Source organism: Nocardia sp. NPDC059228 (assembly GCF_042754245.1).
Taxonomy (GTDB): Bacteria; Actinomycetota; Actinomycetes; order Mycobacteriales; family Mycobacteriaceae; genus Nocardia.
Window position 1 is genome coordinate 125,077 of the sequence record NZ_JBHZAL010000019.1, and the last position, 13,501, is coordinate 138,577.

At 68.6% G+C, this 13,501-nt stretch carries 12 protein-coding genes; 8 read left to right on the forward strand and 4 right to left on the reverse strand.

Annotated elements, in window-relative coordinates; all coding sequences use genetic code 11:
• Positions 1 to 53 precede the first annotated feature (53 nt).
• Positions 54 to 680 (forward strand): TetR/AcrR family transcriptional regulator, encoded by a 627-nt coding sequence (locus tag ACFXKA_RS26595; protein ID WP_379429351.1) that lies wholly within the window; start codon positions 54 to 56, stop codon positions 678 to 680.
• A 3-nt stretch (positions 681 to 683) separates the two neighbouring features.
• Here ACFXKA_RS26595 and ACFXKA_RS26600 read toward each other — a convergent pair whose 3' ends face one another.
• A complete protein-coding gene (locus ACFXKA_RS26600; protein WP_379429352.1) occupies positions 684 to 1,616 on the reverse strand; it encodes an alpha/beta fold hydrolase in 933 nt (310 codons plus the stop codon).
• A gap of 139 nt (positions 1,617 to 1,755) precedes the next feature.
• Between ACFXKA_RS26600 and ACFXKA_RS26605 the strand changes: the two genes are divergently transcribed.
• Both ACFXKA_RS26605 and ACFXKA_RS26610 read left to right on the forward strand, forming a co-directional pair.
• Positions 1,756 to 2,580 (forward strand): SDR family oxidoreductase, encoded by an 825-nt coding sequence (locus ACFXKA_RS26605; protein WP_379429353.1) that lies wholly within the window; start codon positions 1,756 to 1,758, stop codon positions 2,578 to 2,580.
• A 15-nt stretch (positions 2,581 to 2,595) separates the two neighbouring features.
• Positions 2,596 to 3,630, forward strand: coding sequence for a phosphotransferase family protein (locus ACFXKA_RS26610; protein ID WP_379429354.1), 1,035 nt, complete (start codon positions 2,596 to 2,598; stop codon positions 3,628 to 3,630).
• Positions 3,631 to 3,661: 31 nt separating this feature from the next.
• On the opposite strand, the gene ACFXKA_RS26615 is transcribed toward ACFXKA_RS26610, so the two are convergent.
• Positions 3,662 to 5,326 (reverse strand): bifunctional 3'-5' exonuclease/DNA polymerase, encoded by a 1,665-nt coding sequence (locus ACFXKA_RS26615; protein WP_379429355.1) that lies wholly within the window; start codon positions 5,324 to 5,326, stop codon positions 3,662 to 3,664.
• 191 nt (positions 5,327 to 5,517) lie between these two features.
• Between ACFXKA_RS26615 and ACFXKA_RS26620 the strand changes: the two genes are divergently transcribed.
• Complete coding sequence (locus ACFXKA_RS26620; RefSeq protein ID WP_379429356.1) at positions 5,518 to 6,495, forward strand: ADP-ribosylglycohydrolase family protein; 978 nt, start codon at positions 5,518 to 5,520, stop codon at positions 6,493 to 6,495.
• Between the two features lie 280 nt (positions 6,496 to 6,775).
• Positions 6,776 to 7,795 (forward strand): glycoside hydrolase family 6 protein, encoded by a 1,020-nt coding sequence (locus tag ACFXKA_RS26625; RefSeq protein ID WP_379429357.1) that lies wholly within the window; start codon positions 6,776 to 6,778, stop codon positions 7,793 to 7,795.
• 6 nt (positions 7,796 to 7,801) lie between these two features.
• On the opposite strand, the gene ACFXKA_RS26630 is transcribed toward ACFXKA_RS26625, so the two are convergent.
• Positions 7,802 to 9,760, reverse strand: coding sequence for a galactose oxidase-like domain-containing protein (locus tag ACFXKA_RS26630; RefSeq protein ID WP_379429358.1), 1,959 nt, complete (start codon positions 9,758 to 9,760; stop codon positions 7,802 to 7,804).
• On the reverse strand, positions 9,754 to 11,535 hold the full coding sequence (locus ACFXKA_RS26635) for a glycosyltransferase family 2 protein (RefSeq protein WP_379429359.1): 1,782 nt from the start codon (positions 11,533 to 11,535) through the stop codon (positions 9,754 to 9,756). Before ACFXKA_RS26635 ends, ACFXKA_RS26630 begins: the two co-directional genes overlap by 7 nt.
• 377 nt (positions 11,536 to 11,912) lie before the next feature.
• Between ACFXKA_RS26635 and ACFXKA_RS26640 the strand changes: the two genes are divergently transcribed.
• The 3 genes from ACFXKA_RS26640 (at position 11,913) to ACFXKA_RS26650 (ending at position 13,499) form a co-directional block, all read left to right on the forward strand.
• Positions 11,913 to 12,122 (forward strand): hypothetical protein, encoded by a 210-nt coding sequence (locus ACFXKA_RS26640; protein ID WP_379429360.1) that lies wholly within the window; start codon positions 11,913 to 11,915, stop codon positions 12,120 to 12,122.
• 71 nt (positions 12,123 to 12,193) lie between these two features.
• On the forward strand, positions 12,194 to 12,991 hold the full coding sequence (locus ACFXKA_RS26645) for an SDR family oxidoreductase (protein WP_379429361.1): 798 nt from the start codon (positions 12,194 to 12,196) through the stop codon (positions 12,989 to 12,991).
• Between the two features lie 28 nt (positions 12,992 to 13,019).
• Positions 13,020 to 13,499: a DUF5946 family protein gene (locus tag ACFXKA_RS26650; RefSeq protein WP_379429362.1), complete on the forward strand. Its 480-nt coding sequence runs from the start codon at positions 13,020 to 13,022 to the stop codon at positions 13,497 to 13,499.
• Positions 13,500 to 13,501 lie beyond the last annotated feature (2 nt).

The following is a 13,501-nucleotide window of genomic DNA, read 5'->3' on the forward strand; positions in this document are numbered from 1 at the left end:
TGGAAAGTTGTCCGCGAAATGACAGGTAGTGATCAGCGTTGGCGTCCGAATCGATGACAGGCGAGGGTGAATCCCGCCGTACCGCCCCGCCCACCCGGCGCGGTCAGCGCACGCGCGGCGCCCTCATCGCCGCCGCGCGCGAGGTCTTCGAGCGCGACGGCTACCTCGACGCCAAGATCGCCGACATCTCCAAGACCGCCGGCATGGCGTCGGGCTCCTTCTACACCTACTTCGACAGCAAGGACGAGATCTTCGCGGCCCTGGTCGAGCAGGCCTCGGAGGAGATGCTGCACCCGCACGTGCGCGAGCGCAGCGGGATCACCGACACCCGCGCGCTCATCGAGGCCGCCAATCGCGACTATCTGCTGTCCTACAAGCGCAATGCCCGCCTGATGGCACTGTTCGAGCAGGTCGCCCACATCGACGAGAACTTCCGCCGCCTGCGCGTCGAGCGCGGCAAGGCGTTCGCGCAGCGCAATGCCCGGATGATCCGCGGGCTGCAGGAGTCCGGGCAGGCCAGCGCCGACCTGGATCCGATGATCACCGCGCACGCGCTCTCGGCCATGGTGAGCCGGATGGCGTACATGGTTTACGTTCAGAAGCAACGGATTCCGTTCGAGAAGCTGGTGACGACGCTGACCCAGCTGTGGGTGAACGCGCTGCAGTTGCAGGCCGAGTAGCGCTCAGCCGAGCCCGCGTGCGAAGTCGATCAGCGCGGCATTGACCTCGGCGGGCCGTTCCTGCTGAATCCAGTGCCCCGCACCCTCGAGGACGATCGTGCCGCGCAGATCGCTGAGCAGCGCCGACATCTTCTGCATGGGTGTGAACCGGATGACCGGGTCGGTGGATCCGGCGATGAACAGCGACGGCTGGGCGATCTTCGCGCCCTCCAGATGCGCGGTCCGCTCCCAGGTGCGGTCCAGGTTGCGGTAGTAGTTGAGGCCGCCGGTGAACCCGGTGGCGGTGAAAGTCTCGACGTAGTACTCGAATTCGGGTTCGCTGAGCCACTCCGGCAATGGCGGCTCGGGGGCGCTGGTGTCCAGGAACGTGGCGGCGCTCATGATGTCGTCCTGCAACAGCGTGCGCCGCGGGTCCGCGGCCAGCACCGCGTCGGCGACCCCGGGTTCCTGGAACCACACCATGTAGAAGTCCGCACCCAGCCGCGCGCGCATGATCGACACCGGCGGCCCGGACGACCGCGGGGTCGCGGGCACGCTCAGCCCCGCCACCGCCCGCACCCGCTCCGGATACTCCCGGGCCATGTGCCACACCACCGACGCGCCCCAGTCGTGGCCGACGAAGGTGGCGTCCTCCAGCCCGTAGGCGTCGAGCAGCCCGGCCAGATCCCCGCACACCGTGAGCATGTCGTAGTCCTCGACCCGCGCGGGCCGTGAGCTGCCGCCGTAGCCGCGCATATCCGGGGTGAGCGTCCGGAAACCGGCCTCGGCCAGCGCGAAAACCTGATGCCGCCACGAGAATCCGAGCTCCGGGAACCCGTGGCAGAACACCACCGGCGCCCCCGCGCCGTGCTCGACCACCCGCAGCTCGATGCCATTGGCCGCCACCTGAGCGCTGCCCAGCCGTTTCCACTCGTCCACCAGATGTGCTGTCCGCATCGGTTGTTCACCTCTCGCCGCCGGGCCGGTTGACGCCGGACGGGTCATGAACTTGAATCCGACGTAGGTTTCATATTCCATCAGCCGGCGCCTCCGATCCACCCGGGTCGGGCGCCGGCACGGGCCGTAGGGAGAACACGTGCAGGTCGCGGGTAGGAACGCCATTGTCACCGGAGGCGGTGGCGGCATCGGCGGGGCCATCGCCGCCCGGCTGGTGCGGGCCGGGGCGCGGGTCGTCGTCGCCGACCTGAACGGCGAGGCCGCCGCGGCGGTCGCGGCGGCGCTGAACGCGGAGTTCCCGGGCGCGGCCGTGGCGGTCGGGGCCGACGTGTCCGACACCGCCCGCATCGAGGAACTCATCGCCCGCGCCGAGGCCGAATTCGGGCCGGTCGACCTGTATTTCGCCAATGCGGGCGTGATCGGGCCGGTCGGGCTCGGCGACGAGAAGGATTGGGAGACCACCCTCGACGTCAACCTCAATGCCCACGTCCGCGCGGCGCGGCTGCTGGTCCCCGGCTGGGTGGAACGCGGCGAGGGCTACTTCGTCAGCACGGCGTCGGCGGCGGGCCTGCTGACCCAGATCGGCTCGGCCGCATACGCGGTCACCAAGCACGCGGCCGTGGGGTTCGCCGAATGGCTGTCGGTCACCTACGGAGACCAGGGTGTCCGGGTCAGCTGCCTGTGCCCGATGGGCGTGGAGACGCCGCTGCTGCGGGCGGGCGAGAACTCCGGGGACGCCATCGGCATGGCCGCCACCCGGGCTGTCACCTCGGCCGGTGCGGTGCTGACTCCCGATGCGGTGGCCGAGCTGGTCATGGCCGCGCTGGACGACGAGCGGTTCCTCATCCTGCCCCACCCGGAGGTGCTCGAGATGTACCGTCGCAAGGGCGCGGACTACGACCGCTGGCTGTCGGGCATGCGGCACTATCAGGCGCGGCTGCTGGACAGCGGCGACGGCCACTGAGCATCGGGGAGACACATGAGCGACGATCAGCGGCCCGGCGACCTACCCGGCCTGGATCTCGAGCGACTCGCGGTGTGGCTGGCCGACACTCGGCCGGGCCTGGTGGCCGGTCCGCTGCGCGGCCGGTTGATCGCGGGCGGGAAGTCCAATCTCACCTATGAGATCAGCGACGGCGAGTCGGCGTGGATCCTGCGGCGGCCGCCGCTGGGGCACGTGCTCGCCACCGCGCACGACATGGCCCGCGAGTACCGGGTGATCACCGCGCTCGGGGACACCGCCGTGCCGGTGCCCGCCACCTACGCGCTGTGCCAGGACGACGACATCATCGGTGCGCCTTTCTATGTCATGGAACGGATCGTCGGCACGCCCTACCGGACCGCGGCCGAACTGGCGCCGCTCGGCGCCGGCCGGACCCGGGTCATCGCCACCGGCCTCATCGACACGCTGGCCGCCCTGCACACCGTCGACCCGGGCGCGGTCGGGCTGGCGGACTTCGGCCGGCCGGACGGATTCCTGGAGCGGCAGGTGCGGCGCTGGAAGAAGCAGCTCGACGCCTCCTACAGCCGGGACCTGCCCGCCGCCGTCGAACTGCACGATCTGCTGGCGAAGAACCTGCCCGCGCAATCGGCAACGGGCATCGTGCACGGCGACTACCGGCTCGACAATGTGCTCGTCGACGCCGAGGACCGGGTCGCGGCCGTGATCGACTGGGAGATGGCCACACTCGGCGATCCGCTCACCGATATCGGCCTGCTGCTGGTCTATCAGCGCATGGGCGACAGTGTCATGCCCGGGGTCAGCGATGTCGCGCTCGCGCCCGGCTATCCGGTCGAATCCGAAGTGCTGGAACGCTATTCGGCGGGCACGGGACGCGATGTGTCCGAGATCGGGTTCTATATCGCGCTGGCGTCGTTCAAGCTGGCCGTGATCAGCGAGGGCATCCACTTCCGTCACATTCACGGCCAGACCGTGGGACCCGGCTTCGAGCACATGGGCGAGGCGGTCGAGCCGCTGCTGGCCGCGGGGCTGTCCGCGCTGCGCACGCCGTAGGGGCGAAACCCGCAGCGCTGCCGGGGATTTCCTACTTCGCGTCCGCGTAGCACTCCACGATCGCGGTCGTGAAGGGGAAGCGGACCGGGGTCGGGCCGAAAGCCAGCTCTCCGGCGGTGTCCGCGGCGGCGGTGATCGCCTCGGCGACCGCGGCCGCCTCCTCCTCCGGGCAGTGCACGATGACCTCGTCGTGCTGGAAGAAGACCAGCTCGGCGCGCAGTCCCGCGGTGTGCATCGCATGGCGCAGGCCGGCCAGCACCAGCAGGGTCCAGTCGGCGGCACTGCCCTGCACGACGAAGTTCCTGGTGAAGCGACCGCGAGCCCGGGCCCTCGGGGTGGAGCCGTATCCGGTGGCGGCCCCCTCCTCGGTGTCCGCCTGGTCGAATGACGTCGCGGGCGGGCAGGTACGGCCGAACCAGGTGCGCACCAGGCGGCCCTCCTCTCCGGCGGCCGCCGCGTCGTCGACATAGGCCACCGCGTCCGGATAGCGGCGGCGCAGCTCGGCCATGTGGGTGAGTGCGTCGCCCGAGGTCTGGCCGTAGATCGCGCCCAGTATGGCGACCTTGGCCTGGGCGCGGTCGCCGCCGAACGCGCGGGCCGCGAGGTCGGCGTAGAGATCCTCACCCCGGCCCGCCACCTCCATCAAGCCGGGATCGCGGGAGATGGCGGCGAGCACGCGCGGCTCCATCTGATCGGCGTCGGCGACCACCAGCCGCCAACCCGGATCGGCGCGGATCGCGCGGCGCACCACCTTCGGAATCTGGAGTGCGCCACCGCCATTGGTGGTCCAGCGGCCGGTCACCGTGCCGCCCGGCAGGTACTCGGGACGGAAGCGGCCGTCGTGTACCCACTGGTCGATCCAGGACCAGCCGTGCGCGGTGTACAGGCGGTAGAGCGACTTGTAGGCCAGCAGCGGCGCGACCGCCGGGTGGTCGATCTCCCGGAGCTCCCATTTTCTGGTGGAGGACAACGAGATTCCCGCCCGTCCGAACGCTCGGATGATGTCCTGCGGCAGGTCCGGGCGGACCCGCACCCCGCCGAAGGCCCGCGACACCTCCTCGGCCAGCTCCGCCATGCGCCGTGGTTCCGTGGTACCGGAAATGCGTTCTCCGAGCATGGAATCGAGCAGTTCGCGGTGCAGGTCGGCCCGCCAGGGGATCCCGGCCCGCGACATCTCCGTGGCCACCAGCAGGCCCGCCGACTCCGCGGTGAGCAGCAGGTGCATGCGGTGCGGGTATTCCGCCGCGGCCGTGCGGGCGATCTGTCCCGCGTACACCTCCAGCAGTGCGGTGAACTCGTCGGTCCCGGACGGCAGTGGCACCGGGCCGGATTCGAACAGGGTCGGCTGGGTGTCGGCGGCCCGCGCGGGCGCGTCCTCGGGCACGGGGAGCCGATGCAGCCGGGCCCAGGCCGCCGCCAGCGAACGAGCCTGCCCGGACTGGCCCTCCTCGTGCCCGATCAACAGCGACTCCGCCGCCTCCACGTCGTAGCAGCGATCCACCCGCACGCCCGCCTCGAGCAGCCGCCGATAGGTTCCGGCGGTCGAGCGCCACACCCACCGCTCGGCCTCCGGACGCGCGCGCACCGCCTCGGCCAGCGAGGGCTCCTCGACCACCGGACCCGCGGGCCGACCGCCCCGATCCAGCGGGCACATCCGTGCCCCGCCGTCACCTGTCTCCGCCACCGCCCATCGCATAGCGATGAGTCTGGCAGTGGGCACAGACAAGTGAGTCCGGCAGCGGCACAGACAAGTGAGTCCGGCAGCGGCACAGACAAGTGAGTCTGGCAGCGGGTATAGACAAGTGAGTCCGGCAGTGGGCACAGACAAGTGAGTCCGGCAGTGGGCATTGCCAAGCAGTCGGTACCGGCATGCTGTGTCGTGCGACCGTGGCTAGCATCGACGCGGTGCATGTCGACTTGATGCTGGATTCGTTGGATGGATTGTCCGTGGGGGACGCGGTCGGCGCCGAGTTCCTCGTCCTGCGCCGGCCCCTGGCCGACCTGCAGACCGGTGATCTCCCGGCGGGCCGCTGGGAATGGACCGACGACACCGAGATGGCCTGCACGGTGGCGGGGGAACTACTCGAATACGGTGCGATCGACCAGGATCGGCTGGTGGCCGCCTTCGCCGAACGCATCGACCAGCGCCGCGACTACGGGTTCATGACCGTGGACACGCTGGGGCGCATCCGCCGGGGCGTGCCCTGGCGGCAGGTGACCGCGGCGGCCTTCGGCGGGCAGGGCTCGTGCGGGAACGGAGCGGCCATGCGGGTCGCGCCGCTGGGCGCCTTCTACGCGAGCGACCCGGACCGGGCCGCCGCCGAAGCGGTCCGGTCGGCGCAGGTGACGCACGCGCACCGCGAAGGCATCATCGGCGCGGTCGCGGTGGCGGTGGCGGCCGCCACGGCGGCACAGGCCCGGCTCGCCGGAACCCGCCCCGCGCCAACGGAATTCCTCGCCACCGTCCTGGACCAGCTCGACGACGGTGAGACCACCCGCCTGATCCGCCGTGCCGACGCGCTGCTCGGGGCTCCGGCCGGGCAGGTCGCCGCGGAGATCGGCAATGGCACCGGCGTGACGGCGCAGGACACCGTACCGTTCACGATCTGGGCCGCGGCGACCTACCTGGACGACTACCGGGCCGCGATCGCCACCTGCCTGTCCGTCGGCGGCGACACCGACACCACGAGCGCCATTGTCGGCGGAATCGTCGCGGCCCACACCGGAACCCGGCCCGGCGGACTGCCCGGCGCGTGGCTGTCCGCGCGAGAACCGTTGCCCGGCTGGCTGGACCGCGGCCGCGCCCAGCAGCATGGCAGGCGGGCTGCGGGCCGCTTCCGGCGCTGGTTCCCCGGCGGCCGGTGAAGCGGTTCGGTCTGAGGCACTGCTCGTCGTTGTCGGCGAAATTGGAGTAGGACGCGCCTTTGTCCGGTCCCGCCGCTGGCGCAGGTCGCCGGGATGGACGTGGCCCCGAGCCCTGCCCGGCGAACGAACAGGGGTGGGGCGGCTCCAGCAGTGTGGTCAGGGTGATCGGCCTGTGGTCCGGGTGGTCGGGACGCAGGGTGGGGTGGATCGGTAACTGGGCTGCGCCGCAGGGGAATCGGTCGAGTGCCCGGTCGTTCCGGCCTACCGGCATACTGTCTGCATGCGGCGACAGCGGACGGGGCGATATCGGTCGCGCCGGCTCCGAGCGGGGATGCTGTGCGCGGTACTGGTGCAGCTCTTCGTCACGGGGTGCGGTCGGGACACTGCCGAGCCCGCGGTGGTGGTGCCCGAGCGGAACGCTCCCGCCAGTGGGGAGTATCTGCTGGAGTCCAGCGACAAGTACTATGCCGATCTGCAGGCCACGCTGCCGGCGGTGAGCGATCCGCGAGTGCGGGCGAATCTCGAGCGGCTGATCCGGACGCCGGTCGCGGAATGGCTGCCGCACGATCTGGATGTGACGGCGGGGACGATTCGGCAGGACATCGCGCGGGGGCGGACGAGTGATTCCATACCGATGTTCGTGGCGTACAACATTCCGGGGCGCGACCTGCGCGGCGAATCCGGTGGGGGACAGGCCGGGGCGGATTCGTACAAGCGGTGGATCGCCGGTGTCAGCGAGGCGATCGGAACGAATCCGGCGATCGTGATTCTCGAACCGGACGCGCTGGCCCACGCCACGGAGATGAACGACGCCGATCGCGCGGCCCGTTTGTCACTGCTCGGATTCGCGTATGCCGAACTGCTCCAGCACAATCCGGCCACCGCGGTGTACCTCGATGTCGGCAACAGCACCTGGGTGGATCCCGGACGGGTGGCGGATCTGCTGCGCATCATCAGTCCCGGAAAGCCCGTCGCGGGAATTTCGCTCAATGTGGCCAACCGGCGGCCGGAGGCCGAGATCCGGTCCTACGCGACGCGCATCGAGCAGGCCTACGGGCATCAGCTGTTCGTCATGATCGACAGCTCGGTCAACGGCGCGCCGAACACCGCCGACCTGGTCGAGTGGTGTAATCCGCAGGGGCAGCGGGTCGGAACACTGCCGAGTACCCGCTTCGACCGGGACCTGATGATCGAGCACGCGTTCATCAAGACGCCGGGGCAATCCGACGGCCGTTGCGGAACCAGTGGGGCCCCGGCGGGCGAATTCGACCGGCAGCTGCTGCTCGATCAGCTCTCCTAGCGATCTTCAGCCCAGATGCACCCATTTCGCGATGCTGGGCACGCCGGCGGAGTTCAGCGCGAAGAGCATGTAATAACCGGACGGAGCAATGGCCGGGTTGTCCGGAATGCTCACGGAGACACCGGAATCCGTGCGGGCCATCGGCAGATCGATCACTCGCTCATTGGTGTCGGTGACATGGGTGATCGCCGCCGGGGCGAGTAGCCGCACGAACGTGATGCCGGCCGCGGCCGGGACCTCGGCCTGGCTGCTGCCGACGGTGTACTCGAAGGTCGCGCCGCGCCGGATCTGGTCGGGCCCGCCGGTGATCACCGGTCGCGCGACCGCCCCGCCGTCGGGCCGGTACAGGTATGGGGGCGTATAGATTTCGATGCGGCGCTCGAACTTGCCGGGCAGGGTGTTCGCCTTGTCGGCGAACAGCGGATTCGAGCCGTCGGTCATGATCTGGCCCGACGGCAGCAGCACCGCCGTGGAGTGGTAGTCGCGGCCCACGGTCGGATCGGCCATCGGATGCAGGACGCCCTGCTGATCGAGCAGAAAGGCGGCCAGGATGTCGCTGGCTCCGCGGCCGCGATAGTCGTTGGCGCCATTGGTGATGAACACATCCCCGCTGGGCAGCGGCACCAGATTCGGATAGCGAGTGCCCTGGGGCAGCACGGTCAGCGGCGTGAACCTGGGCTGCGCGTCGTTCAGGTCGACGATGTCGACGCGGCCGGTGGACAGCGCCGAATCGCCCACACCGCCACCGCCGACCACGAGCAGCCGTTGCTGCTGCACCGGTCCCAGCCAGGTCGAGGAGCCGGTCTCGAGCATGTTCGGATCACGCAGACCGGGCACGAGCTGGAACGAATTGTCGGTCAGGTTCCAGATTCCCGGATCGCGGTGCTCCTCGGCGGGACCCCAGCCGGTACTGGGGCCGCTGAAGAACAGGCGACCGGTAGTGGCGGTCTGGAAGACCGACGGATAGGTGGGGAAGATGCGGCGCAGGTCGTCGCGCTCGGTCCAGGCGCCGGTCGCGGGATCGTAGATCTCGGTCTGCCCGTCCAGGATTCGGCCCGAGCCGTCCAGCCCGGACATGACCATCACCTTGCCGTCGGGCAGCCGGGTCAGGGTCGGATACCAGCGGGCGTAACCCATACTCCCGACAGCGGTATAGGTCTCGGTCCACGGGTTGAAGACATACGCCGCGTCGATGCCCTGGTATTCCTTCTTCTTCAGGGCCATCTCGGGAGCGAACCCGTACAGATTCTGCTGCTGGGCGTAGGTCAGGCCGCCGATGATGTAGTGGTCGTTGTGATCCCAGACGCCGTCGGCGCCCGGCGCGTCGGCGGCGACGTAGACATTGCGGTCGGTCGCGGAGACCTTGTAGGTGACCGGATCCTTGGCGGCGGGCGGGACGGTGATATCGCGATCGGAGCGGTAGACCTTGCCGCTGTCCTTGCCCGTGAACGTCGTTCCCTTCGGGACGAATCCCGGGTGGTCGGGATCCTCGTTGCGGATCGTCATGTATCCGCCCGCGTGCGTGAGGTTCTCGGGCAGCACCTCGTAGCTGCCCGTGCCACCCGCGATCAGCACCGTGCCGTCGGCCAGGTAGGCGTGATCGGAGCAGAACAAGTCGGTGGGGGTGGCGATGCGCGTGGCGGTGTGGGTCTCCGGGTCGAAGATCAGCGAGTTGTAGACGCCCTTGTCGGAATTGTGGTGGTCGTTGCCGCTGCCGGCGATGAGCAGCACCTTGCCGGTCGGCAGCACGATCGAGTGAATGATATTGGCGTCGACATCCTTCGGCAGCGTGACGACCTCCCACTTGCCGAACTGCGCCTTGTAGGTATCGGAATTGATCAGCCGATTGTGCTGGAAACGGTGGTAGAGCGCCGCCACCGTGGCGGTGGTGGCGATGGCGAGGGTGCCGACCACCACGGCGGTGACCACCCAGCGGACGAACCGGGTCGGTGTCTTCTTCAGCACGCCCGCTCCTCCTCCGCGATCTCGACGACCTCGAATTCGGTGGTGTCAGCGGGTTTCCGGCGCGCGGACCAGGCCAGCCAGAGCGGGTTCAGCTGCCAGACCAGCATGGGTGCGGCCGAGATCAGCGCGCCGAACAGCGGCCACATCATGGTGGCGGGGGCCGCATAGCCGCGCACCGTGGTGAGGACCGCCACGATGACGTAGAAGACGAGCCACATCAGATTGAGCCGGAAGGTGAACCAGCTGTCACCGCGCGACTTCGAACCCTTCGGGGTGACGTCGAAGCCGACCGGACGCCGAAGCAGGCACTTGATCAGCGAATTGGCGTACACGGGCGCGGTGATGACGCTCATGAACATGCCGTAGACGCCCCAGGAATTGGTCGTCTCGTACGGACTCACATTGTGCCGCCGCACCCAGGTGTACAGCGTCATCTGACTCACCGACGCCCAGCCGTAGAACAGGAACCAGCTGCCCGGCGACACCACCGCGCCGCTCACCCCGAACCAGCTGAAGATCGCCACATTGGCCGCGCCCAGTAGCCACACCGTTCCCATGACCGGGTAGAAGGCCATGAGCAACAGGTAGTGCACCACGCGTGCCGGGGTACGCCACATGCCCAGCATCTGGAGGACGAACGGACCGAACAGCATGTGCTCGATGGCGCCGCGCGCCCAGCGGTTCTGCTGTTTGTAGAAGTCGCCCCAGGACGCCGGGCCCTCGCCGTGCGCCAGCAGGTCCGGGGTGTACACGCCCTTCCAGCTGTGGCCGGTGGCCGGATTGCGTTGCGGCAGAATGGCGAAACTCGTCGCCATATCCTCGGTGATGGACGGCTGGATGCCGCCGATATCGGTGAGGACGCTCATCCGGAGGGCGTAGCTGGTGCCCACCAGCATGGGTGCGCCGTGCGCATTGGCGGCGGTTTGAATGAGGCTGTGGAAAACGAATTGCTGGCTCTCGGCCAGTTTCGCCACGACATTATCGGTGGCATTGGCATACGCCTGCGGGCCCGCCACATACGCCACATCCGGGTCATTGAAATAACCCAGCATCCTTTCCCCGAATTCGGGCATGGGTTTGTGATCGGGGTCGATGCCCATGACCACGTCGTAGCGCGGGAGATCGGCGTCCGCGCGGATCATGTCGAGACCGGCATTGATATTGCCGAATTTGGTGCGGGTCTCGAACGGGCCCTTCTTCTGGTGGTATTCGGGCTTGCCGCCGCGGGTCACATAGCGCACCCGATTGCCGTGGCGGCGATCCACCTCGGCCACCAGCTCGCGCACCCGGCCCGGCTGGTCCGGATCGCCCTCGTCGAGCACGTAGATGTCGAAGACGCCGGGGTGCCGATGCCGGATCTCCTTGGCCGCCAGCAGGGTTCGCTCCAGGACGGCGATGTCCTCGCTACGGGGGACGAAGGTGATGAGCAGGGCGACGTTCAGGCCCGGGCGGGCGCGGATCGGCACCGGTTTGCGAGCCAGCGCGGTGGTCAGCGACATGGCCATCACGAGGGCGAACCGAATCACCTCGACGGTGACCACCAGGGTCACCATGATGATGGCGATCGTCCCGAACTGCTCGTACTTGTCGGTCGCGCCGAGACCGTTGTCGACCAGCCATAGTACGTACCCACCGCCCAGTCCGGTCGACACGAGCGATAGCGCCACGGTCAGCAGCCGACGCCGGCTGCCCTCCAGATATCGGAACGACACGGTTTCGCCGACACCGTCGAGGATCTCCCCGGTGACGGTGGCCTTTGCGACCCGCGCGTCCACCAAATCCTGTGCAGTGTAAGATTTTTCGGTAATGTGCTCGGTGGGGTGTCGGCGTGGGCCGTACGCACCCGAAAAAGCCACGGACAGCAACGTATTCCCCCAGGTGAAGCGGGCTCCGCAGAACTCTCGTTCAACGCCGAACGCTCACGCCAGAGATTAGCAGAGCGCGTACTCGTACGCTGATCGATCCGTCTGGGCCACAAAGGTTTCCAGGGCTATCGAACGCTTGGTCTGCACGATCGGCCCCATTGCCTGACCCGTGCGCTGGGATATTCGGTGTCGCCCGGTGTTCTGTTTCACTACCATCACCGGCGCCATCCTCGATCCGGATGAGTGCAAACCGGTCGGAATGGAGCTGTGGGCACGGAGCGGCCGAAATGAGTTCCGGGGAAGGCGATATCGCGCCGCGACGGTATGTGGTGACCGCTGTTCCCATCGGATGGGAGTCCTTCGGGCGGCCCATCTCCCTCACGCTCCTGCTGGTGCTACTTGTCGGGGATGACGAAGACGACCAGGTGACATCGGGTGGGGTGGAGGGTGCTACGCCGTGGGTCAATGTCCTCGCGACGGGCAGACCCGCCGACTGACCGCGATGGGCATGACGAAGTCCGGCGGCGACTGTTCCGGTCTCCGGAACATATACGGGTTGCGTGACGCGATGGTGTCGCCGAGTGGCGGCGCCGGTCGAATACGCTCGGCGTTCGTGACCACATCGAAGATCGTTCTTGTCACCGGTGCCGGGACCGGGTTGGGCCGCACCATGACCCATGCGCTGGCCGCGGCCGGACATCAGGTCGTGGCGGTCGGGCGCACGACGGCCACCCTGGACGAGGTCGTCGCCTCGGCACCCGGGCCGGGCAGCGTGACGGCCGTGCCCGCCGATGTCACCGATCCGGCGGCGGTGGACGCGGTGTTCGCGCACATCGTGCAGCGGTGGGGGCGGCTGGATGTGCTGATCAACAATGCCGGGATCTTCGGGCCCGCACTGCCGATCGACGAGGTGCCGGTGACGGACTGGAAACAGGTCGTCGACATCAACCTGACCGGATCGTTCCTGTGCGCGCAGGCCGCGTTCCGGCTCATGCGGACACAGACGCCGCAGGGCGGGCGGATCATCAACAACGGGTCGATCTCCGCGCATACGCCGCGGCCGAATACCGTCGCCTACGCGGCCAGCAAGCACGGCATCACCGGGCTCACCAAAGCGCTGGCACTGGAGGGACGCGCGCACAATATCGCCGCGGGACAGATCGATATCGGCAATGCCGCAACCGAACTCACGGCCGGGATCGCGGCGGGGTCGCTGCAGGCGGACGGGAGCATCCGTCCGGAGCCGACGATCGACGCCGTGCACGTGGCCCGGCTGGTGGTCCAGACCGTCGAGCTGCCGCTCGAGGTGAACGTGCCGTTCCTGACCGTGATGGCGACGGGCATGCCCTACATCGGGCGCGGCTGACCGTCGGCGGCGCGTGGTATCACAAGGCGTGCAACAGTATTCGGAGACCTGCCCGTGCGGCACGGCCACGCCGTGCGCACCCACCTGGTACGAGGCGCTCGCGCAGGAGCAGAGCGATCGGGCGATGTACGCCTGGCACACCCCGCCGGTGCTGGCGTATCTACTGCAGCATCCGAACGAATCGGTCGCGCGCGAGCAGTATCTCGACGGTCAGTTCCGGATCTTGCAGCTGTACCTGGATCAGGGCCTGGCCGCGCTGAACCGGTTCGGGCAGACGCAACGCAGGCGAAATGCCTTGCAGGGCACGGATTTCGCCTATGACACCGAAGCCCTCGCGGCCTACCGGCCACTGCCCGGGTGGATCCCGGACGGCTTCACGCGGTCGGTGCACGACCTGCGCGACGCGGACGGCGGATTCGTCGGCGACGGGCACGAGTCCTACGGCGCCCGCATGGCCGAACTGGCCCGCGCCACCGTGGACGCGTACCTGAACGGCCCTGCCGCGTAGCC